We start from the raw sequence: 26,859 nt of genomic DNA on the forward strand, positions 1-26,859 counted from the left end.
CAAAGGTTGTTCTATTTGGGTGGATTGGTCGGTGGGGACACCTACCAAGGTGATAGTGTTTTTTTACTTTGTGAACTTGGTGTTTTTACTTTGTGATCATTGTGGTAAAAATTATAACCACTAAGATCACCAAGTTTTTCACACTAACACTAAGTCTCGGATGCACTTTAGTTGTCTATAGGCGAAACCTCAGACTGGACAGACATAAGAATTTCACCATTAATGTATTTATTTAAAATTAATCTTAATAAATCGATGAATTGTCTTTTTCATGCCGCATATTTGTATTCTTAATCAGTAAAAAGTATGAAAGCCTCTGAAATATCCCGCGATATAACTTATTTGATAGAAAAAGTCATTCCTTCTGAAATTGATGTAAATCTTTTGGAGATCGGTGTAGTGGAAGGAAAAACAATAAAGCTGATTCGAAGAGCTCCTTTTTCTGGGGCATTCGCTTTTCAGATAGGAGAAAACTTCATTTGTATGAGAACTGCAGAAGCTGAATTGATCCAGGTCATTTCAGAAAACTAGTTTTACCCTTTGACAATTATTTCAACCTGACACAGCGTTTTGTTGATGTTGGTTGACGGATCAGCTATTTAATACAATGCAAACATTAGCAGGCAAATCTATTACCACAGTTGCAATTATTGGGAATCCCAATGTAGGCAAATCAAGTATTTTTAATCAGCTCACAGGTTTAAACCAAAAAATCGGCAACTATCCGGGAGTGACGGTAGATAAATCAACCGGTTTTTTGAAAGGATCCAAAAAATCGATCCAATTGGTTGACCTTCCAGGTACTTACAGTATTTTTCCAAAGTCTGAAGATGAGTTGGTAGCTTATAGGGTACTGACTGGAATGGAGGATGAGAAGCCGGATGCTGCATTGGTGATCTTGGATTCCTGCAATCTTGAAAGAGGCTTGCTGCTCGGTACACAAGTGATGGATTTGGGAATACCTGTGGCTTTTGTCTTGAACATGAAAGACCTTGCCGAGAAAAATGGCATCCAGATCAAAAGCCACCAACTTTTCAAGGAACTTGGAATCCCCTTGATTTTGACCGATGCAAGGAAATCTGACGGATTGGAAGCTATCAGAATCCTGATCCAAGAAAACCGTTTTCAAAAATCCAATCCCTTTCTAAACATAAATGAAGTTCTCCAGAGCGGAGTTCTGGAGCAGGTAAAGGCACGCTTCTCTCTGGAAGGGGATTATCTTGCTTTCCAGTTTTTGGTATTTGCAGCATCCAATAGGAATCTAAGCAATGAAGATCGCCAATGGATTGGGGAACTGCTTGCAGCTTCAGAAGTAAATATTTCCAGTTGCCAACTGGAAGAAACGAGAAAGCGGAACCAAAAAATAAAGTCCCTGATGAATCAGGTTGTAGCTACGGGCAATAGCAAAGGGAATGGTTTTTCCAAAAAACTGGATACTGTTTTACTGCACCCAGTATTTGGGTACTTGATATTTTTGGGGATTATGCTTTTGGTATTTCAGGCGATATTTGCTTGGGCAGAAGCCCCAATGGATTTGATTGATGGAGCTTTTGCGACTTTGTCATCCCTGATTTCTTCCAATTTGCCCGAAGGTGTTTTTACTGATTTTCTGTCTGAAGGATTGGTGCCAGGTATTGGTGGGGTGGTGATATTTGTCCCTCAGATTGCCCTTTTATTTGGTTTCTTGGCGTTGCTGGAAGATACGGGATATCTTTCCCGTGTGGTGTTTTTGATGGATAGGGTGATGAAGCCACTTGGATTGCATGGCAAAAGTGTGGTTCCGCTTATTTCAGCCATGGCTTGCGCCATTCCGGCAGTGATGGCAGCTAGGACCATCAGTAATAGCAAGGAAAAATTGATAACCATTTTGGTGGCACCATGGATGAGTTGTTCTGCCAGGTTGCCTGTATATATCATCATCATTGGATTGATTATCCCATCAGAATCATTTTATGGTTTGGATTACCAGGCATTGGCATTGCTGGGGATGTATCTATTGGGGATTGTAGCAACTTTGGCTGGTGCATTTGTCCTTAAATTATTCCTGAAACAGAAAGAAAAGAGTTTCTTGTTGACTGAGTTGCCTATCTATAGGGTTCCAAGATGGAAAGCGGTGCTTTTGACCATGTTTGGAAAGTCAAAAGTATTTGTGTTGGAAGCTGGGAAAGTTATCTTGACAGTGTCTATCGTGCTTTGGGTTTTGGCCAGTTATGGTCCACCATCGAGAATGGACGCCTTGGAGCAAGAGAAAAATTCAATGGTTGAAAATGCAACTTCGGAAGAGGAATCAGCTGAAATTGAAGATTTGTATGCATCAAAAATGCTGGAAAATTCCTACATAGGAATCATGGGCAAATCAATAGAGCCAGCGATCAAGCCACTTGGTTATGATTGGAAAATAGGGATTGCCCTAATTACCTCTTTTGCAGCACGGGAAGTATTTGTCGGCACCTTGGCTACGATCTACAGTGTTGGCCAGGAATCTGAAGATGAGGTGACACTCCGTGAAAAAATGGCGAATGAGGTATGGGTAGATACAGGAGAGAAAGTATTCGACATTCCAACCGGGATTTCACTGATGGTATTCTATGCATTTGCCATGCAATGTATGAGTACCATTGCAGTAGTAAGAAGGGAGACCAAATCTTGGAAATGGCCGATTTACCAAACAGTCGTCATGACGGGGTTTGCGTATTTGGCTGCATTGATCACTTATCAAATCCTTAGTTGATATGGTTCAGGAAATAATTGTGTTCAGTTTATTTGCCCTTGTGGTTTTATGGGGTGTGTACAGGTTGTTTTTCAGGAAGAATCCGGAAAAGAAAAATGGCTGTGGCTGTAATAGTTGCTAACTTATACTTTCACAGTTTTCCATTTTCCTTTGGTAAACAGCCAAAGGGTAAACAGCCCTACAGAACTCTCAGAAAAGAAAATCGCCCAAAACACACCTGAATAACCCCAATCAAATGTGATTGCCAATGTATATGCCAATGGAATCTGGATCATCCAGAAGAATACCACATTGATTTTGGTCGGGGTGACAGTGTCCCCAGCGCCGTTGAAGGCTTGGACAGAAACCATCCACCAACCATAGATAAAGAAGGAGTAGGATAATATCCTGAGCCATTTCGAACCTATCAGGATCACTTCCATATCTGCCGTAAAAATACCCATCAGGTTTTCTGCATAGATGAAATAGACTATCGAAACTGCCACCAGAAAAATCATGTTATAGGTTCCTGTTTTCCAAATGGCTGATTCAGCCCTATCGGATTGATCTGCTCCGAGATTTTGTCCGACTAGTGTAGCAGCAGCATTGGAAAGCCCCCATGCCGGCATCAAGGTAAATAGCATTACCCTGAGTGCTATCGTAGCTCCGGCAACTGCCTCACTTCCGATATCTGCGAGGATACGCATGATGAATATCCATGCACTCATGGCAATGATCATCTGCCCGATTCCCCCCAGGGAAGTACGGAAGATGTTCAGCATCATTTTCCCATTCCAAGAAAGATGTCTTAGGAGTATTTTTATATGTTTCCCTCCCTTGAAAAGAAGCCAGACTTGGATAGCCACACCAATGCCCCGTCCGATGGTGGTGGCTACTGCGGCACCTTCTATCCCCATAGCTGGTATAGGGCCCCAACCGAAGATCAAAAGTGGATCCAACAGGATATTGATACCATTGGATATCCAAAGAATACGCATGGCAATGGCCGCATCACCAGCTCCCCGGTAGATGGCATTGATTACGAAAAGCATCATGATCACGGCATTGGTCCCCAACATCCACTGGGTGTAGCGATAGCCGTGTTCGATGGCCCAAGCATCCGCCCCCATCACTGCGAGCATCTCTTTGGAGAAGAAAATCCCCAGAATAGTAAAGGGAATTGACGCAAAAAGTGCCAAGAAGATAGCTTGTACCGCTGAGATTGCAGCTTTGTCCTTTTCTTTCTCCCCAGTCCTCCTTGCGATGATGGCCGTCACTGCCATGGACAATCCCATGCCTATCGAATACAATAGGAATAGGTAAGTTTCCGTGAGTCCCACAGTCGCCACAGCGGAGGATCCCAACTTGCCCACAAAATAAATGTCAACCACAGCAAATGTGGATTCCATCACCAGCTCCAAAATCATAGGCACCGACAACAGGAAAATAGCCTTTCTCATATCGATTCGGGTATAATCTTCCTCTGTGCCTTTGATGGCTTGCTTGAGTTGATACCAAAAGCTTCTTTTTGCAATTGATTTATCTTTTGTTGACAGGTTATTTTCCATGATGTGGGTCGGGGGTAAAGGGGGAATAGAAGATTAGCATGGATGGATATTATGCTCCAAAATCCAAATGGAATATCCATAGGAAATCACCAAATCCATGATCGTTGCTGTTTCCAAATTGTCTGGACTTTCCACTCTGAGGATTTTATCACAATCTTCCAAGTCAAAATTCACTTTGTATCCAGGAAGTTTTTCTCCAATCAAATCGAGGATTTTGTTCGCCACTTCATGACATTGAACATTGGTGCAGAAGACTTCGATCATTTTCCCAAATTTAAAAATTAGAATGTAATTACAAATCTATCAGGATAAAACCATAACTTCAATACGTAAATACGACAATTGATGCGGTTGATTGCGACAATTTGAGATACTAACTTTGAATCATGAAACATGTATCCATACTACTTCTGAACCATGTCAATCTTGGGAGCATGGAGAATGCCAGACATGGATTGCTGGAAGCCAATATCTATCTGAAAATGAAGGGAAAGCCTGAAGCATTCAAGGTAGAATTGGTAGGTCTTGAACAGGAAGTCAAGCTTAACAATGGTTTGTATACCATCAAACCGGACAAAACCATCGGTCAAGTTTCCAAAACCGATTTGATCATCATCCCTCCGGTGCAGTATGATCTAGAGCAGGGGATTATTGCCAATCAGGGATTCAAGGATTGGATTATCAGGCAATATGTCGGAGGGGCAGAATTGGTTTCCCTTTGCCTGGGTGCTTTTATATTGGGAGATACGGGATTGTTGGATGGCAAGAGCTGTGTGACCCATTGGCAAGCAGCACCCCAGTTCAGGAAGTTGTTCCCTGAAACCAATTTAGCTGATGACAGTCTGATGACGGATGAAAAAGGTATTTATACCGGGGGAGGTGCCTTTTCTTCCGCAAACCTAATTTTGTATATTATAGAAAAATTCATCGATCGGGAGGCAGCAATCTATTGTTCCAAGATATTCCAGATAGATATGGGTAGGAACTCCCAGTCCGAGTTTATCATTTTTTCGGGTCAAAAAGACCATGCGGACAAAGCAGTGAAAGAAATCCAGGAATTTGTGGAACAGAATTTTCAGGAGAAAATCAATGTGAATGATTTGTGCCTAAAATTCAATATGGTCCGGAGGACAATGGAGAGAAGGTTTAAGCATGCGACAACCAATACACTGGTGGAGTATATCCAGAGGGTGAGGGTGGAAGCTGCAAAAAGAGATCTCGAAAAGACCAGGAAAACCATCAATGAAGTCATGTATGATGTGGGCTATGCCGACTCAAAGTCCTTCAGGGACGTATTCAAAAAATATTCAGGGATCTCACCTATAGATTACAGGGAGAAATATGGCATTATGGAGAAATAACATTTCCAAAGTGCACAACTACAAAAGCGATTTTTTAAAAGCTTGGAACGATTGTCGCAATCTCCCTTTTTTATGTCGTTTTTCACATATTGTCTTCTTTTGGAGATGCTTAAATTTGTTTTAACCTAATTCATAAACAAACTTTCTAGGCAAATGAAAACGATCATCTCAATCAGCACCAACGTTAAGGCTTCACTAAGCCAGGCATGGAGGTCTTGGACTTCATCCCAGCATATTGTCAACTGGAACTTCGCTTCAGATACTTGGCACTGCCCCAAGGCGGAGTTGGACCTACAGGTTGGTGGGAAGTTCAACTATCATATGGCTGCAAAAGATGGGAGCATGGCTTTTGATTTTGAGGGGACTTTCGATGATGTCAAAGAGATGGAATCATTGGCGTACACTTTGGCTGATGGGAGAAGTGTTTTGGTGAAGTTTGAACAAAAAGAAGATCATGTATTGGTAACAGAGGAGTTTGAGGCGGAAGAAATGAACTCTTCTGAGATGCAGAAAAATGGCTGGCAGGCTATTTTGGATAATTTCAAAAAGTATACTGAAGAACTCAATACCATGGATCGGTTGACATTTCAAATAGACATATCAGCTCCGGTAGAGAAGGTTTATGATACCATGCTTGGCCAAGAAACATATCCGAAATGGACAGCTGCATTTCATCCAAGTTCATTCTACAGGGGAAAATGGGAAGAGGGAGAGAAAATCCTTTTCTTGGGCTTGGATGAAAATGGCAATGAAGGCGGTATGGTTTCAAGGGTGAGAAAACTGATACCAAGTGAAATTGTAAGTATAGAGCATGTGGGGATGTATGATAAAGGCGAAGAGCTACTTGAAGACCCAGAAGTCTCTGCATGGGCAGGTGCTATTGAGGAATACAGATTCGAGGAAAAAGCAGGATTGACCACGGTCAAGGTATTGAGTGATTGTAATAAGGAGTATAAGGGATATTTTCTGGAAGCTTGGCCCAAGGCATTGGAAATTTTGAAATCAATTTGTGAACAATAAAAACCAAAAAAAATGGCAGCAGTAAGCACTTATCTCAATTTTGCTCGGGAAACCGAAGCCGCATTTAATTTCTACAAAGAAGTATTCGGCACTGAATTTATCGAAGGGGTCCACAGGTATAGTGATATGCCTCCATCCGAAGAATTTCCTCCTGCATCTGAAGAAGACAAGGACCTAATCATGAACATGACACTCCCAATCGTAGGTGGTCACCTCTTGATGGGATCGGATTGTCCTTCCACAATGGGCTTTGATGTGAATATTGGCAATAATGTACATATCAGCTTGCATTTGGACAGCAAAGAAGAAGTCCAGAAGTATTTCAACTCACTGGCAGAAGGTGGGAATATTTCCATGGAGCTTCAAGACATGTTTTGGGGAGATTATTACGGCAGCTGTACCGATAAGTTTGGTATTCAGTGGATGTTTCACTGTCCTTCAGGAAAGTAGGTGATATATAGCCACATAGGATAATAGAGAGAATCTGACAGGGAAAACAACCCAATAAGCAACAAAAATGCTTTGAGGTTAAAACCTGTCAGCTTTTATCCAAAGACCAATTAGGGACATTTTTTGGAGGGTTATCGACCTTCCTGGACCAGTCTAATATTTTTTTCAAGCATATTTCAAAAACAACCAACTATATAACCAATGGAAAGTATAGAGCAAATCAATTATATCAAGGCGTCTTCAGCTGAAATCTACAAAACGATTACGACGGAAGAAGGCCTGGGAAAGATCTGGACAAAGAAATTGAAAGTGAAGCCGGAAATCGGTTTTGTCAATGAATTTGATTTTGGTGAAGAATCGCTCACAAAGATGAAAATCATTGCATTGGAAGAAAACAAAAAAGTCATTTGGGAATGCATCGAATCCGATCAGGAATGGATTGGTACTTCCGTATCTTTCGAACTTTCGGAAGAGGGTAATAAGACTAAAATATTGCTCAAACACTACGATTGGAGGGAGCTGACCGATTATTACCGTTGGTGTAGCTACAATTGGGCGATGTTCTTACAAAGGTTGAAGAACCATTGCGAGAATGGATAGATTGTGCTTTTTTAAGGATAAATATGTTTGGAATAGAATAAGAAACAATGGCAAACAAGACTTACTTATTGGTACCGGGAGCTTGGATGGGTAAAATTGTTTGGGGAAAGCTGATAACTGAACTCACGACAATGGGATGCGATGTGCAATCTCTGAATTTGGGTGGACTTGAAGGTGATGGGGGTACAAAGGCAGTGGGTTTGATGGATCATGTAAAGGATGTAATTGATTTTATTCATAGCGAAAATCTGGGTGAAATTATTTTAGTCGGCCACAGCTATTCAGGATTTGTGACGACAATAGTAGCAGATATGATACCTGAGAAGATCTCTGTTTTAGTATTTGTTGAATCTTTTTTGCCGGAAAATGGAGTTTCCTTACTTGAAGCAGCTGGGTTGGATGTGGAAGACGAAATTGGAAGCATCAATGCCAACAATGGTTTTTGGCCACCACCGACGAAGGAAGAATTGATTTTTCAGCCACATTTGACTGAGGAGCTTCTTGGGTTTTTGACAGATAATATGATTGGTCATCCCGGTAAAACAGTGACTGATAAAGCTATTATTCGTCCAGGAAACCTAAATAAAATACCGACCATCTATATAGGGGCAAACCTCTCTATTCCAAATAAAAGCAATTCCAACTTTAAACATATCCAATTTCTTGAATTGAACGGTGGACACTGGCCTATGCTAACGAAGACCAAAGAATTGGCAGATTTAATAAAAAATATAGGATAATTTACTAGATTGGTTCCTCTATAAGCATTAAATCTGAATTTTGTACGATATGGGACATTTCGTACATAAATTTAACCCACAAACTCATCAACTCATGAAAAAGTCGATTGCAATAATACCACTTATTTTGATGTTTATTTGGACTTCTTGCGATTTGCGTATTTCCGAATACAAAGGAGAAGTTGCAGAAATCAATAAAGATATTTCAGAGTTCAGTCAGCTGTATCTGAAAGGAACATTTGAGCTTGTATTGCTACAGGGAGAAGAAGTGTCACTTAGGTTAGAAGGAAATGAAGATTTGATTGACAAAGTCAAGGTGGATCAAATCGGCAAAGAATTGAGGATTACGCTGGAATCGAAGGAGAAGAGGAAGTTTCTGAAAAATGAAGTGAAAATATTTTTGACGGTGACAAATCTTGAGAGTTTGGATTTTCAGGGAGTTGGCCAGATCCAATCAGAAGGTCAGTTGGCATTTGACAAGCTTGAGATCAATGGGGAAGGAGTAGGGAATGTGGAGATGGACTTGGAAGTAGGGGAAATATCGAGTCGGCTTAATTTTGTCGGTATCTTGAACCTCAAGGGAGTTGCCGATAAGCTTTACCTTTCCAATGAAGGAATAGGGAATATAGATGCGTCTGAACTTATCGTTCAGGATGCGGAAATTGTCAGTAATGGCATCGGATCAGTTTCTGTGCATTGCATTGGAGAGTTGTCATTGGAGATAAATGGCATTGGCTCCATTAGTTATACAGGCGATCCAAAGGTAGTTCATGAAAATATAAATGGACTGGGAAATATCAGTAGGAATTAAGGGTGTTGATTTAAAGATTTATGATCCAATGTCGTTTAGTAAAGAAACCAGACCTGCCAGGTTTAAATCTTTTAATGGCTTTCCTTGCCAAATAAGATACCTGTTCTTATTTAACAGAAAACCTGGCAGGTCTTATCTATACGACATTGACACATGATCCAGGGAAATCGCTTTTATCCAAAAAAAACTTCCAGGGTTTGAACTTAATCACCATTGGACTGTGTCTCCACAGACCAATTCACCAAATTGGACAACTCTCGAAGTTTCTCACTTTGAAATTGTTAAAAGCAATTTCCATGACACATGATCCCTTTTCTTGGATTTCAGCCCTTTCAGTACTACTTTACTGAATACTAATCCCAATTTTAAGCTTGTCGTTGGCTGAAGAACTTCCAACAGAAATTTCGAATTCTCCGGGTAGGTTGACATAATTGAAGGTTTCATCGAATGTCTGAAATGCTTCTTTGTCAATTTTCATGTCCAGATTTATGCTTTCACCAGCTTTGAGATGGATTCTTTTGTATGCTGCCAGATTTTTAATGGGTGAATCAGTTTTTCGGTTTTTGTCCTTGACATAGAGTTGGACTACTTCCTCTCCATCCATCTCACCAGTGTTCTTAACTGTAAGATTGACATTGATTTCTTTGCCTATGGTTGTTTCACTATTCAGCTTAAGATCCGAGAAGTCAAAGGTGGTGTAACTCAAACCATGTCCGAACGGATAAAGAGGCTTTCCTTTGAAAAATCGGTAAGTTTGGTTGGTCATGTTATAATCTGTAAAGTCAGGCAAGTCGTCTTCTGATCTGTAATAGGTAATTGGTAGTTTACCTGATGGATTGTAGTCTCCAAAAAGTATATCGGCAATAGCGGTACCACCTGCTTGTCCGGGATACCAGGCTTCCAGAATAGCAGGAATATGATCGTTTTCCCAATTTACTGCTAGTGCAGAGCCATTCAACAAGACCAAAACAATAGGTTTTCCGAATGCATGCATGGATTTGATAAGATTAAGTTGAGTTGCAGGTAGTCCAAGCTTAGTTCGGTCACCACCCTTGAAACCATCTACCTGGATATCCATTTCTTCACCTTCCATCCTTGGGGTAAGTCCCATAAACATCACGATTACATCAGCATCCTTGGCAGTTTCCAATGCCTCTTTTTCCAGATCGGGCTTGGGTTCTGCCCATACCAGTTGCACCATGGCATCCGCATAGGTTTCCCCGGCATCAACTTTGAAAGGGTAGGTTTGACCAGATTCCAACCAGATAGGATCTGAGTGAACCAATCTAGGATCGCCATATTCATCCCTGAAATGATAAGTTGTCTTTGCTGCCAATTGATCTTCAAAATACAACTGTGTGTTACATGTCGTAATGACGCCAATTTGGTGGTATCCTGTTTTGTTTGCTATGAGTTCGCCAGACCAGCTTACCCCAAAATCATCATCATCCATATCATCCCGTGGAGCTTTGTCATTCCAATTGATATCCAGATTGTCAATTGATTCTGAGAAAAGTACATTTCCCTCCAGCTTACTGTTGTCGTAATATTCAGCTTTTATTTTTCCTTTGATTGCTTCTTTGGGTATAGTATAGAACATTGGAAGTCCATCTGCATATTCTGAACCTTGGGCAAACACGATCTCTGTATTCTCCCCGACTTTATGCCGTATTCCTTGCAAAGGTGTGACAGCTTCGGAAGGTACTCCATTGTAGTTCCCCAGCAACATCAGCCATTGGTCGGAGTTTGGTCCTATTACAGCTATTTTTCTGAGGTCTTTTTTTAGGGGCAATGTATGGTTGTCGTTCTTTAACAATACCATAGATTTCCTAGCCGTTTGTAGGGCGAGATTTTTATGGGAATCCTGATCCACTACAGTGTATGGTATTTGTGCATACTTCACTTTCTCAATTGGATCGAACATTCCCAATTTGAACCTGGCATTAAATAGCCGCTTGACAGATATGTCGATTTCTTCTTCTGTAATAAATCCTTTGTCCACTGCTTCTACCAAAGAGAGGTATTCATTTCCACAGCTAAGATCAGTACCTGATTTTACTGCCAATGCAGCTGCCTCGGCTTCGGTGTTGGTGATTTTATGGAATTCCCATATATCGGTAACCGCAAAACAGTCTGATACTATGAATCCATCAAAACCCAATTCATCTTTCAAGGTTGTTTGCAAGAGCCATTCACTTCCACAGCAGGCTTCTCCATTGAGCCTATTGTAAGCGCACATGGCAGAGTAGGGGTGGGCTTGCTCAATTGCCATTTTGAATTGTGGAAGATAGGTCTCGCGAATGTCTTTGATACTCACTTTGGCATCAAATTGATGCCTTTCAGGCTCTGGTCCGCTATGGACTGCAAAATGTTTGATGGTTGCGATTGTTTTGAAATATTCAGGGTCATCACCTTGCAGGCCTTTAATAAATGGAATGGCAAGGGTGCCACTTAAGTAAGGGTCTTCTCCATAGGTCTCTTGTCCTCTTCCCCAGCGGGGATCTCTGAAAATGTTGATGTTTGGTGACCAAAGCGTCAATCCTTGATAAAGAAAGCGCTTATCCTTTCTTACAAAGTCATGGTGCTTTGCCCTGGTTTCATCTGAAATAGCTGTGGCAACATCAAAAATGAGGTCGGTATCCCAAGTAGCTGCCATACCTATTGCCTGTGGAAATACGGTTGCGATTCCGGCTCTTGCCATTCCATGAAGACCTTCATTCCACCAATTGTATGCTGGGATTCCAAATTCATCAATTGCAACAGATTCATTGACCATCTGACTGACTTTCTGCTCCAAACTCAGTCTAGAGACCAAATCATCTACTCTTTGTGCTGTAGACAATTCCGGGTCTTGGTATGGGAATTCGTATTGTGGAGTTGTTTTACAGGATATGGTTACCAAAAAGGATATAGAGACAATGAACAATCTTATGAATGAAGGCATTTATTTTCTGGGTTTGTTTTTTATCAAATTTTTGTTTTCCGAAACCCTAAATTTGACCATTCTTTCTATCAGTTCAAAGGGAATGTCTTGATCAAGTGGGAATTGTACTGAACCTTTCCCCTGTTTGTATTTGGAAAGTTCTTCTTGGAACTCACTGTGTCCCGAAGGAGTGGCGTAAAATCCTATATGGTTTTTGAAAGCGGCAAAGTAAACCAAAGGTTTCTTATTTACCTTATAGCTGGGCATCCCATAAGCAATCAACTCCTCGGAACCAGGAGCATTATTTAACACTAAACTCCTTATTTGCTTTAGCTTTTCCTGAACATCTTTTGGAAACTGTCCAATGTATTTGTCGATTTCGTTCATTTTGATTTTTATTTTAAAAATAGGAAAATCTATTCTTTTTCCTCCAAAACAATATAAGGGAATACAAAAACAGTGTGGAATATTTATTTGAACTATCAATTAAAGACTAATTAATCATTTAAAAATTTTATTTTATGATTTTATGTTGTTAAATTAAGATATTATTAATCACTAAAATCATAATACTATGGGTGTACCAATTATTTCTAATGTAGTAAATGGGATCAAAGGTGGGGTGAAAGCTACCTTGAAAGGAACAGCTGATACAGGAAGTGTATTGGCAAATTCTGTGAAAAATATTACTGTGACCACATTGAAGGGGACAGGAGAGTTGGTAGTAAAGGGTCTGCAGGTACCTGCATCGATTGTTGCTGGAGCATTTGAAGGTGTAGCAGATATTGGGGTATCAGTAGTCAAATCAGCACGTGGCATTGTAAACGGGACTATCCAGGGGGCTACAGACTCTGGGGTAAGCCATAAGGACGCAGTCCAAGGCAGCGTAAGACAGGCTATTGAATCTGCCAAAGATTTGGGTGAAGATGTGGCGGAAGTGGCTGTTGAGGCAGTGAAAGGTGCTGTCAATGGCGTCAAGCAAATAGGCGGTGATACTGTAGGGGCAGCCAAGGATGCCATTATAGCTGCACTGGAGGCAGCCAAGGATATTGGAGGTGAATCGGTGGAATCGGTAAAAACAGCTCTTAATTCCAGCGTGGACGGCGCCAAAGAAATCTTGAATGAAATTAAAAAATAGATTTTTGGTTGTAGGTTTTACGGATATAGGGGCTCATGTAGCCCCTATTTTTGTTTGATTCGATTGATAGTTTATCCTTTATAAGCCGAAGGAAGTACACCAAATTGTTCTTTAAACACCTTTCTGAAGTATTTCACATCATTGAACCCAGACTCAAATGCAGCTTGGGAAATGGGGATTTTCTGGTTGACGATAAGATGGGCAGCTTTTTTTAGTTTGGTCATCCGGATATAGGCATTGATATTGTATCCAGTGATTGCTTTTATTTTTCTGAACAGTGAAGTCCTACTCATCCCCATTTCCATGACGATTGCATCTACCTGTGCTTCTTCTTTGCCGATTTGGGAGAGAATGATACCATCCAGCTTCGCAAGGAATTTCTTTTCCACTAGAAGAAGATCATTTTGCTTGGCATCAAGTGGTTCTGGGTTAATGTTTTGACCAGAAAAATGTTTTCTTAAATTCTGCCTGCTTTCGATTAGGTTATGGACTCTTGTTTGGAGCAACAAGCTATTGAATGGCTTGGTGATATAATCGTCTGCACCTTCCACAAATCCTGTTTGCATACTCTCTACATTCCCTTTAGCGGAAAGCAGAATAATGGGTATATGTGAAGTGATATCATTTTTTTTGAGGGTAGCACAGAGTTCAATACCATCTCTCAATGGCATCATGATATCCGAGATTATCAAGTCGGGTACATGCTTGAGTGCTTTCTGTATCCCATCTTCTCCATCTTGCGCATGGATCAGGTCATATTTTTTTCTCAAAAGACTGTCCAGATAATTGAGAATGTCCGTATTGTCATCTATCAACAAAATGATAGGTCTTTCTTCTTCCCCATTCATCAGTATCTCCTGATACGGGGATTCGTAGAGTGAAAGTAGGGGGGCATCTGCAAGTAAAGGTACTTGTTGTTGGTCTGAGGACCAGCGCTCTGGAGAAGTGACAGGAAGATCTCTCGGTATTTCTACGATAAATGTGGTTCCTTTCCCTTGTTCGCTGACGACTTGGATAGCGCCGTGGTGGAGTTCTGTCAGGCTTTTGGCCAGGGCCAAACCAATCCCTGTCCCTCCTTTTTTGAGTTTGGTTCCTGATTGATAGAACCACTCAAATATCCTTTTTTTGTCCTCAACAGCGATGCCAAGACCATTGTCTGAGACGGAGATATAGAAACTTTGCTCATCAGAATACAGACTCACCTGGATTTTGTCATTGTCTACAGCATGTTTGAGGGCATTGGATAGGAGGTTGTTGATGATGATTTGCAACTTTTCGAAATCAAACCGGGCAAGCATGTTTCTTTCGGAAAGCGAGCAGCTTAGTTGGATATGCCGTTTTTTGGCAAGTGGTAGGTAATTTTGGACCCATTGCTCCAAATAGAGTGAAAGATTGTATTCCCCAACCGTCAATTGACTCAAACCAGTTTCCGCTTTTCTGAATTCTAACAAATTCCCTATCAACTGATGGAGATATGCTGCATTTTTTTGGACAAGCGTAAGTTTGTTGAGGTGTGTTTTGGATTTGACTTGGTTGATGAGATCTTCGATCGGAGCCAAGATCAGGGTAAGAGGGGTCTTCAATTCGTGTGAGAAACTTGTGAAAAACCGTATCCGCTCTTCATTGATATCATGTTCAAGAGAGCGTTGTTGTTTTTCAAGAAGAAGGGAGTTCTTGAGTTTTACCCGCTCAGTGTAGTATCTCATTACCCCAATGACAAGGGCAAGTATGAATACTAGATAAAGGAGATAGGCAGGCATTGTTTTCCAAAAGGGAGGAGTGACCGTCAGGTGGATTTGGCGTTCCACTTCATATTCATTCCCGATTTTGGCCCTGGTAAGTAGGATATAAGTGCCAGGAGGAATATTGCTTAGATTGGCTGTTCCAGTACCTTGGACTTGAACCCAATGCTTGTGAAAACCTTCAAGTTTGTAGGAATAGGTCACGTTTTGGGCAAAAGGAAATTTGAGTAGGGAGAAATCGAATGATATCAGGGACTGTTTATGGTCTAGAGTCAATGAATTTTTGATTGAAACAGCAGAATCAAGAAATTCCTCACCTACCGCTACCCGGTTGTTGAAGAGTTTGAAGTTTTCAAAAATAAGGCTGTAATCATGAGCTCGATGATCAATCTTGTCGGGGTTTATGATATTGACTCCCTTATTTCCCCCAAAATAAATATTGCCATCACCAGTCAATGCAACAGCACCAATGTTGAATTCACTTTTTTGTAAATTGTCGTAAGTATTGAGGTGGTCGATATGGTTTGTATGTGGGTTGTAATGGCTGATGCCATTGTATGTGCCCAGCCAAACCAATCCTTTTTGGTCTACTTGCATGCTGCTGATGGTGTTGTTGCTGAGTCCATCTGCTTCTGTAAACAATCTTATAGATTCACTTTTAGGGTTTAGCCTCACAAGTCCACCATATCTGCTTCCCACCAAAATTTCTTGGTTTGGAAGGACCGCAATGGAGAAATAGATGTTGTCGGGAAGTTTTCCATATTCAGAAGTATGGTAGTCTTTGTAGCTGTCTGTCTTTGGTTCATAGCAAATGATCCCAGAACCAAATGTAGCCAACCAAATCCTTTGTCTTGCATCAAAAGCAATCCCCCTGATATCGATTTTTCCCAATGATGATATGTATTGGAATGTATCACTTTTTTCGTCATATCGGTATAGCCCCCCCTGGTTGGTGCCTACCCAGATTTGCTGTTTATTATCTTCTGCGATGACCCTTACATCAGATCCATCTTGGGAACTTCCCTGCAGATAGCGGTAGAAATTACCGGTAGAAAGGTCCAGACGATTTAATCCTGCTTGATAAGTGCCTATCCATAGTCTTTCTTTGCTATCTTCTTTGAGGGAGATGATATAGTTACTGCTAAGACTTTCCTTTTTGGAAGGGTCATGCTGGAAACTTCTGAATTTTCTGTTGATAGGGTCATATTCATCCAGTCCACCACCATCTGTCCCAATCCAAATTCTGTTTTTTGAACCTCTGGCAACTGCCCCAATCCTGTTGTGGGATAAGGTTTGCTGGGAATTGGGATTTCTTAAGAGTAATTTGATAGGCTCACCATGTGGGTTTACGAAATTCACTCCGGTACTTGTTCCTATCCACATATTCCCATCCTTATCCATTTTCAAAGCTGATACCGTACGGTTGAATACGCTGGATCCGTCAGACTTGCTTAGGTACCAATTGATTTTTGTGTTTTTTCTTTCCAGAAAATCCTGCATTGCCAGTATGTTCAATCCGCCATTTCTCGTACCAATCCATATATTTCCACTTCGATCTTCTTCAAAACTCAACACATCTGAATCAGAAAGTCCATTGTCTGGGTGGTCTGCCTCATGGATGGAAAGTGTATCGCCTTTGATAGTGAATACCCTTATGCCTGAATTGGTACCTACCCATAGATTGCCGATTCTATCGGTGTATAGGGCATTGATTTGGGTTGGTGTGGAATTGGGTTTTGACTGTAAAAACCGCTGGTTTGATTTGTTTTTGAGATTCAACCTATTCAATCCTGCATCATAAGTGCCAATCCATGCGATAGAATCCCCCTGCATGCCAATGGTAGAAATCAGGTTGGAGGAGAGGCTGTTATTATCTTTGGCATCATGCGTCATGGTATAGTCTACATTTCCTTTTCCGTCCAAAATCTGTAGTCCATATTTGTATGCACCCAAGATGATTTTTCCATCAGGGCATTCAAAGACAGAGCTGATACTGTTGGTCAGCAAACCATCTTTTTGCTGAAAAAGATCAAATTTCTCTTTTTCCAGATTGTAAATGTTGAGCCCACCATCTGTGGCCATCATCAACTTACCATCCTTCTTCAGTGAAATTTGCTGGATGAAATTATTGACCAAGGCATGCTCGGGATTTTGTACGTTCTGTTTGTAATTCAAAAATTGGTTTCCATTGTATCTGCTGATCCCTTCATTGGTGGCTATCCAAATATACCCCAAACCATCTTGTTCGATACTGTTGACCACATTGTGGGCAAGTCCAGCTTCCATATCCAGCAAATAAAAAGTGAGTTGTTCCTGTGATCCTATTTGTTTATCGGGGACACTCTGGGCAGTTGAAGAAATGTAACCACACAATAGGAAAATCAAACAGAGGATATATTTGGGAATCATTGGAGAGAAATTATCGCAGGTACAATATTTTGGAATATTTGTGACAATTACAATCATTGGACGATTTATCCCCCCTTTTTTGTCGGTTTGCCACCCTATAGACCAGTTTGCAATTCGGAATATTGTAATAATTCTCAATGGGAGTCCATTGGGTGAAATTTGAGTTTTAGAATCAATTTAACGATTTAACCCAAAGTAAGATGAAAAAACAATACTCTAAATGGGTACCATTCATTGCAATGGTACTGTTTTTCGCTTTCCAAACTTCGGTTATTGCGCAGCAATCGACCATCAAAGGGAAAGTCTACGATGAAAACGGGGAATCATTGCCCGGAGCTTCAGTATTGGTAAAAGGAACTACCATCGGAGCAGTAACTGACCTTGATGGTAACTTTACGATCAGTGTAAACCCCACTCCACAAACAGTATTGAGAGTGTCGTTTATTGGTTACAAAACACAAGAAATCCCTCTTGGTTCACAGACGGAAATCAGCATTACAATGGAATCCGATATGGACGACTTGAGTGAAGTGGTCGTAGTGGGTTATGGAGAGCAGAAAAAAGTGACCCTGACTGGTTCTGTTTCACAGATCGATGGGAAGGAATTGACCAAGAGTCCCCAACCAAATGTTTCCAATTCCCTTGCAGGTAGGTTCTCAGGTTTGATCGCCTCCAACCGAAGTGGTGAGCCCGGGTATGATGGTTCAAGCATATCAGTAAGGGGTTTGGCTACAACAGGCAACAATGATGTGTTGGTGGTGATAGATGGTGTTCCAGGACAGATCGGTGGTCTGGAAAGATTGAATCCAGATGATATTGAGAGTGTCTCAGTACTGAAGGATGCCTCTGCGGCTGTGTACGGTAGCAGGGCAGCTAATGGGGTGATTTTGATCACAACCAAACGAGGCAAATCAGGTAAGCCTGTGATTTCCTACAGTTACAACCAAGGTTTCTCTTCACCGACAAGACTGCCAAGTCTTGCAGATGCCGCTACATATGGAACGATCCGTAATGAGATAGCTTATTACAACAACAATCAAAATGGCCTAAACCAGGTTTACAGCCCAGAAGAAATTGAATTGTTCAGAAACGGATCTGATCCTTTGAATTATCCCAATACAAATTGGCAGAGGGAAACCCTTCAAAATTTCGCCTTACAAAATCAACATAACTTGAGCCTAAGGGGCGGAAGTGAAAATGTAAACTACTTTGTTTCCCTTGGCAAACTGTCACAAGATGGGCTTTATAAAAATGGTGTCGCCAATTTTGATCAGTATAGTTTCCGATCCAACATAGATGCGACTATCAATGAGCGTCTGACAGTAGGGCTTGGATTGTCAGGAAGAAAAGAAGCAAGAATGTTCCCAACAGAAGGAGCTGGGCATATTTTCAGATCTATCTACAGGGCTTATCCTACTGTCAATGCATTCTATCCAAATGGATTGCCTTCTACGGGAATTGAAAATGCTAACCCAGCTGTCTTGGCAACTGATATGGGTGGTACCAATGACAATCCCAGGTATGTGTTCAATGGGATCTTGAGGGCAAAGTATGAACTTCCTTTCTTGGAAGGCCTTTCTGTAGATGGTTTTTATTCGGTGGATGAAAGCTCTGACAGGTATAGAACATTCAGGGTTCCCTACACTTTGCACAACTACAACAGAAATGCAGATACCTACGATCCTATAGTGATCGGAGGAGGGCCAAACCAACGTCCATCTTTGGATGAAGGTCATACAAATGCTTCCATGATCGTCAGTCATATCAAGTTGAACTTCAACCGTTCTTTTGGAAATCATTTCGTAGATGCATTTGTAGGATATGAGCAGAGTGAAAACAAATCCCATACATTCGGTGCCGCCAGGATCAATTTTCCGACAGCCGAAACACCAGAACTTTCTCAGGGAGGTTCTGCTGCCACAGACTTTAATAACTGGGGAAGCAGCTACAACTTTACACGTAGAAGTTTCATCAGTAAGTTGAATTACAACTACAATGAGAAATACCTACTTGAGGTACAGGCCAGGGTAGACGGATCTTCCATTTTTCCCCGTGGCAATAGATATGGGTTTTTCCCAGCTGTATCCGCAGGTTATAGAATCTCTGAAGAGGATTGGTTTAGGGACAGTTTCAATTTTATGGATGATTTGAAATTCAGGGTGTCGCATGGCCAATTGGGAAATGACAATGTAGGCCAATTCCAGTTTTATGACAACTACACTTTCAACAACCGTTACGTTTTGGGAAATGTAGTGAGACCTGGGATTGATTTGGTCCGTTTGGGCAACCCAAACATTACTTGGGAGACTGCAAACAAAACCGATATTGGTTTGAATGCCGTTTGGTTGAAAAAGTTTACCACCGAATTTATTTATTTCTATGAAAACAGGACAAATATCCTGACTACCAGAAATGCATCTATTCCTTGGTCTTCCGGAATTGTGAATCCATATAATGGTGAGTCCTTGGTTCCGTCAGAGAACATCGGACAAGTAAAAAGCCGCGGTATAGAGACTACTTTGGGCTACGAACACCGTGGCAATGATTTCAGCTTTGGGGCATCGGGAAACTTTACGTTCGCCAAGAATGAAGTTGTTTTTATGGATGAAGCCGCCGGTGTACTGGATTATCAACGACTCACTGGAAGGCCGATGAATAATTATCTGCTTTATAGAGCGATTGGGATTTTCACGTCTGAGGATCAGTTTGACCAGTTCCCACATGTACCGGGAGCCCAGTTGGGTGATTTGATCTACGAAGATATCAATGGAGATGGGCAGATTACCGCCGATGATATGTACAGAACGGAACTGGGAAATATCCCCCAAATCACATTCGGATTGAACCTGAATGCAACATACAAAAACTTTGATTTCGCCATGTTATTCTCGGGTCAGGGAAGGGCTAGACAATATGTATTGCCTGAATCCGGAACTGTAGGTAACTACTATAGCTCTTGGGCTGACAACCGCTGGAGCCCAGATACTCCAAATGGTACATACCCAAGGGTGAGTGAGCGTTCTTCTACAGCAATCAGTGGAGGTTTGTTCCCAAGTGACTTCTGGTTGCAGGATGTTTCTTTTGTCCGTCTGAAAAACCTTGAGGTAGGATATACAGTGCCAAAAACTATTTTGGAAAGGTATTCGATTGGCAACCTGAGGGTTTATGCCAATGGTTTCAACTTGTTTACCATCACCAAAGTGAAGGATTTTGATCCGGAAGGTTCAAGCAACAGTGGGCAATTCTATCCACAGCAGAGAATTATCAATCTAGGTGTCAACATTCAGTTTTAATCCCGAAAAGCCATGAATTCATTGAAAAATTTAAAATTATATATAGTTGTTTTATTCTGCGCTCTTTTCGCTGGATGCAACGAAGACTACCTCGACATTGCCCCGACAGATAGGGTTTCCGATGCATCTATCCTTTCTGATACGACCTTGTTTGAAGCGTATGTGATTAATAGATACTTAGGAGTAAGACTTACAGACAAAGAGGGAGATGGTTCAGTGCCTGGTTTTGGTAGAGGATTTGAATATGCTCTATGGTCTTCTTTGACAGATGAGTCTATTTATAATAACGATGACAACACTTGGGTAATTCAGCAGGGATTGTTGTCTCCAGAGAATACCGGTATAGCTGGTACACTTTGGGGTAGAAGTTATAGAAGTATCCGTGAATGCAACTACGCATTGACCAATTTGCCAAACATTTCCATGTCAGAATCTGGAAAAGCGAGATTGAGGGCTGAGTTGAAGTTTATCAGAGCTTTCCGATATCATGACCTGATCAGGAACTATGGAAAAGTCATCCTGAGAGGAGATGAAGTGTCGATGTTGGGTGATGATTTTACGGATCCTTCCTTGTTTGAAAGGGTAAGTATCGAAGAGGGACTTGCGTATGTGATAGCGGAGTTGGATGAAGCAATTGCCGGCCTACCTACCCAAAATAGCAATAACTGGCTTGAAGGCAGGGCTACAAAAGGAGCAGCCATGGCATTGAAATCGAGGTTGTTGCTTTACGCTGCCAGTCCTCTCTACAATGGTGGTACTACAGGAAGCGCCCAGCAGTGGGGACTTGCGGCCCAAGCGGCTCAAGATGTGATGGATTTGGGGATTTATTCTTTGTATCAGCAGGGTTATTCAGAAATGTTTACAGCTTCTGAAAGCCACCAAGAAGTGATTTTTGCTCGGTTCTACAATCTAAACCAAAGACATACAGCGTTGGAGATTGCCAATGGTCCAAATGGCTATGATGCTTGGGGAGGAAATGCACCGCTCCAAAACCTGATTGATGATTACGAAATGATGGATGGATCTTCGTTTGATTGGGACAATCCTGCACATGCAACCAATCCATATGCAAACAGAGATCCACGTTTGTCAGAAACCATTTTATACAATGGCTCACAATATAGAGGTAGGGCAGTCGAGACTTTCCTTCCGGGAGGCAGAGATAGTCAGGATGGTCCTTCCAACTGGAATACAAGCCGTACAGGATACTATATGAAGAAATTCATCGATGAATCCTTGCCAATACAAAACCCTTGGCAGGTGGCAGGTACACAAAACTGGCTATATTTCAGGTATGCGGAAATTCTGTTGAATTATGCAGAGGCAAGGAATGAAGCTTCTGGACCTGATGCATCGGTTTACGAAGCAGTCAATAGTATCAGGGAAAGAAATGGTGTCAACATGCCACCTTTGCCAACTGGGCTTTCGAAAGACCAAATGAGAGAAAGGATTCGGCATGAAAGGAGAATTGAATTGGCATTTGAAGAACACAGGTTCTATGATGTAAGGAGATGGATGATAGCTGAAACTACAGAAAATGAACCTGCATATGGTATCGATATCCGAAGAGCTCAGGATGGTACCCTTACCTATCAGAAGAAGATTTCCCTACAGGGGAGAAGGTTCTTGGAAAGACATTACTGGTTACCGATTCCAAGACAGGAAATACTGGCCTCAAACAATGTTTTGGAACAGAATCCAGGTTACAATTAAATGGCCTCAGCAACCATGGGGGGATTTTGTCCCCCTTTTTTTATTTTAACCCGAAATATGCATTAGAATTTCTATTACAAGTTTAAAACACATCATAATCAATCGCTTCACTGCATTTAGCTTACCCACCATAGAGATGACTATGCTTCATTCGCTAAATACTTGATTATTTTGTGTTTTGACCTCACGATACGAACCCTAATGCATAATCCGGATTTAAGAATTTGAATATGAAAACTGGAATAATTAAAAGCATCAGAATAGCTGTTTGTCTTGGTTCGGCTTGGATACTGTTGTCATCTACATCCTGTAGTGATAATGAAAATGGTGACCAAAAGCATGAGGGACAGCGAAATATTTATAGCATTGAGATTGATCCTGAAACAACATATCAGGAAATAGACCACTTTGGGGCATCTGATGCATGGTCGGGACAATTTGTCGGCAATTGGCCGGAAGAGAAGAAAAATGCCATAGCAGATCTTCTTTTTAGCCAAGAGTTGGATTCCCAGGGACAACCCAAGGGGATTGGGCTTTCTTTGTGGAGGTTCAATCTTGGAGCCGGAAGTGCTGAACAGGGGGCAGGAAGTGGAATTGGGGATCTTTGGAGACGTGCGCCGTCTTTCATGGATGCTGAGGGAAATTTCAATGCGGAAAGACAAGCTGCCCAGGTTTGGTTTGCAAAAGCTGCCAAAGATAGGTCGGTTGACTATTTACTCACTTTTCTCAATAGTCCACCGGTTTGGTTGACCAAAAATGGAAGAGCCTTTGCGTCCAATGCAAACGAATCAAACCTTGCAGCAGAGAATTATGACGCTTTTGGGGAATATATGGCAGCGTCGATCCAAGGGATGGAGAAAGAAGGCCTCAAGGTAGATTACATCAGCCCAGTGAATGAACCACAATGGGACTGGATAGATGGGGGACAGGAGGGAACTCCATTTTGGAACCATGAAATAGCCGGCATAGTAAGGGCATTGGATCGGAAGTTGGATGAAAAAGGGCTCGGTACAAAAATCGATGTTGCCGAAGCAGGACAGATTGAATATCTTTATGAAGAGCATAACCGTCCCGGTAGATCCAATCAGATCGTTGATTTTTTCAATGAAACTTCCGAAAATTATATTGGCGATCTCAGGCATATTAGCCAAAATATTTCTGGTCACAGCTATTTCACAACTTCACCTTTTCAACAAGCTGTAAGCAAAAGAAGACAACTCTCCCAGGCCATAGAAAGTACTAATGGACTGAAATATTGGATGTCGGAATACTGCATCTTGGGGGACAATGATGGGGAAATCCAAGGCAATGGAAAGGATTTGGGGATGACTCCTGCTTTATATATGGCTAGGGTGATTCACAATGACCTGGCCATCGCACAGGCTTCGGCTTGGCATTGGTGGATTGCTATTTCACCATACAACTACAAAGATGGTTTGGTCTATATTTCAAAGACTGAAAGCGATGGCTCATATGAAAGCAGCAAGATGATGTGGGCTTTGGGAAACTATAGCCGATTCATCAGGCCTGGTTTTCAGCGGATAGGTGTGCAGGTAAATGGGCAAATAGAGCAAAGCCAAAACCTGTTATGCTCAGCTTACAAAGATCCGGAAACAAATGAGATGGTGATTGTCGCAGTAAATTCTTCAGTAAACGAGGTTGAATTGGATTTGAAAAGTGTGCAACTAAAAGGAAAATTGGATTTGACTGGTTATCTTACAGATCTGGAGAATGATTTGGCACCGATGGATTTTCATGCTGGTGATCATATAGTAGTGCCAGCTCGCTCAATAATTACTTTGACCACCCAAAAACAACAATAAAATGAACCCAAAGTATCAACTGAAACCGTTCTTGGTAATTATTCTTTTTGTGTGCAATGCATTGATGCTTTCAGCACAGCAGCAGGACAAAAAAATATTTAATGAAAATTGGCAATTTCAGTTGGTAGATACCGATTGGGAAGGGGTTCAATCATTGGAAAATGGATGGAGGCAGTTGGATTTGCCGCATGACTGGAGCATCGAAGGTCCCTTTAGTCCTGAATGGGCAAGTGGGACAGGATTTCTTCCTGCCGGTGTTGCCTGGTACAAAAAAGAATTCAGTATAGAAAGTTACGATAAAGAAAAAGTATATTCGATATACTTTGATGGGGTTTATAAAAACAGTGAAGTATGGATCAATGGCCATTATTTGGGCAAAAGACCATTCGGGTTTATACCTTTTCAATACGACTTGACTTCATTTTTGAAGGCGGGAGACAACACAATCCATGTAAAAGTTGACCATAGGAATTTTGCGGATGCGAGATACTATACCGGTTCTGGTATCTATCGAAATGTATATTTGATCACATCAAACCAAATCCATTTTGCCCAATGGGGTGTGTTTTTCCATACCCCTGAAGTGAATTCCTCATTTGCGAAAGCAGTTGTGGAAATTGAAGTTGAACAAAACCAAAAACCAAGTTCCGAACTTCGGTTGAAAGCCATCATCAGTGATAAAGATGGGAAAAAGGTAGGGGAAAGCTATCAGGAATTCACTGCAAAAAAAGGTAAGTCAGATCCTTTGAAACTGGAATTGACCATCCCAAATCCAAATCTATGGTCCCCAGACCAGCCCTATCTATATACTTTGGCAGTAGAGCTTTGGGAAGCTGATAGCCAATTGGATAGCTGGAAGGAAAAAGTTGGAGTGAGGACTTTTGATTTTGATGCAAACAAAGGTTTCACGCTTAATGGAGAGTCTATGTTGCTCAAAGGGGTTTGTATTCACCATGATGCGGGAGGCTTTGGTGCTGCTGTACCCAAAGAAGTTTGGAGAAACAGACTGGAGACCTTGAAGAAATTGGGAAGCAATGCCATCAGGATGAGCCATTATCCTCACCAGGATTATATGTATGAACTTTGTGATGAAATGGGATTTTTGGTACAAGACGAGGCATTTGACGAGTGGGAAATCGGCAAAAATAAGTGGATCGAAGGTTGGAATGCCGGAACCCCGGGAAATGACAGGCATCATGATGCATTTGAGGAATGGGCAGTAAGGGATGTGGAAGATATGGTGAGAAGAAATCGAAATAGGCCTTCCATCATCATGTGGAGTATTGGCAATGAGATTGATTATCCAAATGATCCCTACAGCCACCCAGTTCTGGATGAAGGAAGAAATCCACAGATATATGGGAAAGGTTACCAACCTGATAATCCTGCAGCTTCCAACCTGGGCCGTATTTCGGAGAAGCTGGCAAAAGCTGTCAAGCGTTGGGATACATCCAGGCCTGTGACAGCTGCTTTGGCTGGGGTGGCCATGTCCAACCATACCGAATACCCTTCAAATTTGGATATTGTCGGGTATAACTATCAGGAATACAGATATGCAGAAGACCATAAGGAGTTTCCAGAACGAGTGATTTACGGAAGTGAAAACGGTGATGCCCTTGAAGCATGGCTTGCTGTTTCCGAGAATGATTTTATCTCATCCCAGTTTTTATGGACAGCGTTTGACTTTATTGGAGAGGCAAGACCTTGGCCATCTAGAAGTAGTGGTGCAGGCATCATTGACCTTGCAGGGAATCCCAAGCCGGATTATTATTTCAGACAGAGTCTTTGGACGGAAGAGCCAATGGTCTATTTAGGTGTCACAGATAGTGAAAGACAAGTGTTGCGAAGGATTGGTATTTCAAATACTTGGAATGGGCAAACTGGTGAACCACGTTGGGTCACAGCTTATACAAATGCAGATGAAGTTGAGTTGTTTCTCAATGGACGCTCATTGGGCAAAAAGAATGGCCAATACAGTGTGGAAGAAATGATCGCATGGGAAGTGCCTTATGAGAAAGGGGATTTAAAAGCGATCGCTTTCATAGATGGAAACAAAGTTGCTGAGTATACGCTTGAATCACCAGGGGATTTAAAAAAAATAGAGGGTGAACTATCTGAAACAGCATACACCAATAAAGGAGATGTGATTGAGTTGAATCTTTGGTTGACTGATGGTGCAGGAAATTTAATTGAAGATAATGATGTGTCATTATCTGTGGATATTGATGGTCCTGCTGAGATCATTGTTATGGAGAGTGGTGATTTGTCAAGCCATGAACCCTATCATTCGGCTACAAGGAAAACATACCAAGGACGTCTGAAAACTTTTATCAGAACTTTGGATGATAAAGGGGAGTTGAAATTTGTAGTCAAATCATCAAGTTTACCTGAGAAGATATTCTCAATAAATTCAAAATAAGCTGGCAACATTCATTCTCCCAGGAGAATATTTCTTCTAAATTTTTCTTAAACCCTTATAAATTATCTTATTGTAAGTTAAAAACACTACTGAATCCAATCAGTCAATACAGCTTTATCGGTGATTTTCTCCAAATTCA

General features: G+C 41.4%; 19 protein-coding genes. 14 read left to right on the forward strand and 5 right to left on the reverse strand.

Annotation, left to right across the window (positions count from 1 at the left end):
* Positions 1–306 precede the first annotated feature (306 nt).
* The 3 genes from ACFSKL_RS03685 (at position 307) to ACFSKL_RS03695 (ending at position 2,852) form a co-directional block, all read left to right on the forward strand.
* Complete coding sequence (locus ACFSKL_RS03685) at positions 307–531, forward strand: FeoA family protein (RefSeq protein WP_376883586.1); 225 nt, start codon at positions 307–309, stop codon at positions 529–531.
* A 76-nt stretch (positions 532–607) separates the two neighbouring features.
* A complete protein-coding gene (feoB, locus tag ACFSKL_RS03690; protein WP_376883588.1) occupies positions 608–2,731 on the forward strand; it encodes a ferrous iron transport protein B in 2,124 nt (707 codons plus the stop codon).
* Between the two features lies 1 nt (position 2,732).
* The gene (locus ACFSKL_RS03695; RefSeq protein ID WP_376883589.1) at positions 2,733–2,852 is read left to right on the forward strand and encodes a FeoB-associated Cys-rich membrane protein; all 120 of its coding nucleotides are present in this window, start codon (positions 2,733–2,735) and stop codon (positions 2,850–2,852) included.
* Position 2,853: 1 nt separating this feature from the next.
* Here ACFSKL_RS03695 and ACFSKL_RS03700 read toward each other — a convergent pair whose 3' ends face one another.
* A complete protein-coding gene (locus ACFSKL_RS03700; protein WP_376883591.1) occupies positions 2,854–4,278 on the reverse strand; it encodes an MATE family efflux transporter in 1,425 nt (474 codons plus the stop codon).
* A gap of 33 nt (positions 4,279–4,311) precedes the next feature.
* The gene (locus ACFSKL_RS03705; protein ID WP_376883592.1) at positions 4,312–4,542 is read right to left on the reverse strand and encodes a hypothetical protein; all 231 of its coding nucleotides are present in this window, start codon (positions 4,540–4,542) and stop codon (positions 4,312–4,314) included.
* 122 nt (positions 4,543–4,664) lie between these two features.
* Between ACFSKL_RS03705 and ACFSKL_RS03710 the strand changes: the two genes are divergently transcribed.
* From ACFSKL_RS03710 to ACFSKL_RS03735, 6 genes are all read left to right on the forward strand, one after another.
* Entirely contained in the window at positions 4,665–5,639 is a 975-nt protein-coding gene (locus ACFSKL_RS03710; RefSeq protein WP_376883594.1) for a GlxA family transcriptional regulator, read from the forward strand.
* Positions 5,640–5,792: 153 nt separating this feature from the next.
* Positions 5,793–6,659, forward strand: a complete 867-nt coding sequence (locus ACFSKL_RS03715; protein WP_376883596.1) for an SRPBCC family protein — start codon at positions 5,793–5,795, stop codon at positions 6,657–6,659.
* Between the two features lie 12 nt (positions 6,660–6,671).
* Positions 6,672–7,109 carry a VOC family protein gene (locus tag ACFSKL_RS03720; protein ID WP_376883598.1) on the forward strand — a complete coding sequence of 146 codons (438 nt, stop codon included), beginning with the start codon at positions 6,672–6,674 and terminating at the stop codon, positions 7,107–7,109.
* A gap of 201 nt (positions 7,110–7,310) precedes the next feature.
* The gene (locus tag ACFSKL_RS03725; RefSeq protein ID WP_376883600.1) at positions 7,311–7,709 is read left to right on the forward strand and encodes an SRPBCC family protein; all 399 of its coding nucleotides are present in this window, start codon (positions 7,311–7,313) and stop codon (positions 7,707–7,709) included.
* A 47-nt stretch (positions 7,710–7,756) separates the two neighbouring features.
* The gene (locus ACFSKL_RS03730; protein ID WP_376883602.1) at positions 7,757–8,449 is read left to right on the forward strand and encodes an alpha/beta fold hydrolase; all 693 of its coding nucleotides are present in this window, start codon (positions 7,757–7,759) and stop codon (positions 8,447–8,449) included.
* 94 nt (positions 8,450–8,543) lie between these two features.
* Entirely contained in the window at positions 8,544–9,260 is a 717-nt protein-coding gene (locus tag ACFSKL_RS03735) for a head GIN domain-containing protein (RefSeq protein WP_376883604.1), read from the forward strand.
* A 343-nt stretch (positions 9,261–9,603) separates the two neighbouring features.
* On the opposite strand, the gene ACFSKL_RS03740 is transcribed toward ACFSKL_RS03735, so the two are convergent.
* Positions 9,604–12,204, reverse strand: coding sequence for a glycoside hydrolase family 3 C-terminal domain-containing protein (locus ACFSKL_RS03740; RefSeq protein ID WP_376883606.1), 2,601 nt, complete (start codon positions 12,202–12,204; stop codon positions 9,604–9,606).
* A complete protein-coding gene (locus ACFSKL_RS03745; protein ID WP_376883607.1) occupies positions 12,205–12,570 on the reverse strand; it encodes an iron chaperone in 366 nt (121 codons plus the stop codon).
* Between the two features lie 187 nt (positions 12,571–12,757).
* On the opposite strand from ACFSKL_RS03745, the gene ACFSKL_RS03750 reads away from it, so the two are divergent.
* A complete protein-coding gene (locus tag ACFSKL_RS03750) occupies positions 12,758–13,321 on the forward strand; it encodes a hypothetical protein (RefSeq protein ID WP_376883609.1) in 564 nt (187 codons plus the stop codon).
* Between the two features lie 71 nt (positions 13,322–13,392).
* On the opposite strand, the gene ACFSKL_RS03755 is transcribed toward ACFSKL_RS03750, so the two are convergent.
* Positions 13,393–17,448: a two-component regulator propeller domain-containing protein gene (locus ACFSKL_RS03755; RefSeq protein ID WP_376883611.1), complete on the reverse strand. Its 4,056-nt coding sequence runs from the start codon at positions 17,446–17,448 to the stop codon at positions 13,393–13,395.
* A gap of 224 nt (positions 17,449–17,672) precedes the next feature.
* Here ACFSKL_RS03755 and ACFSKL_RS03760 point away from each other — a divergent pair, with 224 nt between their 5' ends.
* From ACFSKL_RS03760 to ACFSKL_RS03775, 4 genes are all read left to right on the forward strand, one after another.
* Entirely contained in the window at positions 17,673–20,765 is a 3,093-nt protein-coding gene (locus ACFSKL_RS03760) for a SusC/RagA family TonB-linked outer membrane protein (protein WP_376883613.1), read from the forward strand.
* A gap of 12 nt (positions 20,766–20,777) precedes the next feature.
* Positions 20,778–22,478 carry a RagB/SusD family nutrient uptake outer membrane protein gene (locus ACFSKL_RS03765; protein ID WP_376883615.1) on the forward strand — a complete coding sequence of 567 codons (1,701 nt, stop codon included), beginning with the start codon at positions 20,778–20,780 and terminating at the stop codon, positions 22,476–22,478.
* Positions 22,479–22,708: 230 nt separating this feature from the next.
* On the forward strand, positions 22,709–24,301 hold the full coding sequence (locus ACFSKL_RS03770) for a glycoside hydrolase (protein WP_376883617.1): 1,593 nt from the start codon (positions 22,709–22,711) through the stop codon (positions 24,299–24,301).
* Between the two features lies 1 nt (position 24,302).
* On the forward strand, positions 24,303–26,720 hold the full coding sequence (locus ACFSKL_RS03775; protein WP_376883619.1) for a glycoside hydrolase family 2 protein: 2,418 nt from the start codon (positions 24,303–24,305) through the stop codon (positions 26,718–26,720).
* The last annotated feature ends 139 nt before the right edge of the window (positions 26,721–26,859 follow it).

This window comes from Belliella marina (assembly GCF_042682445.1).
Lineage (GTDB): Bacteria > Bacteroidota > Bacteroidia > Cytophagales > Cyclobacteriaceae > Belliella > Belliella marina.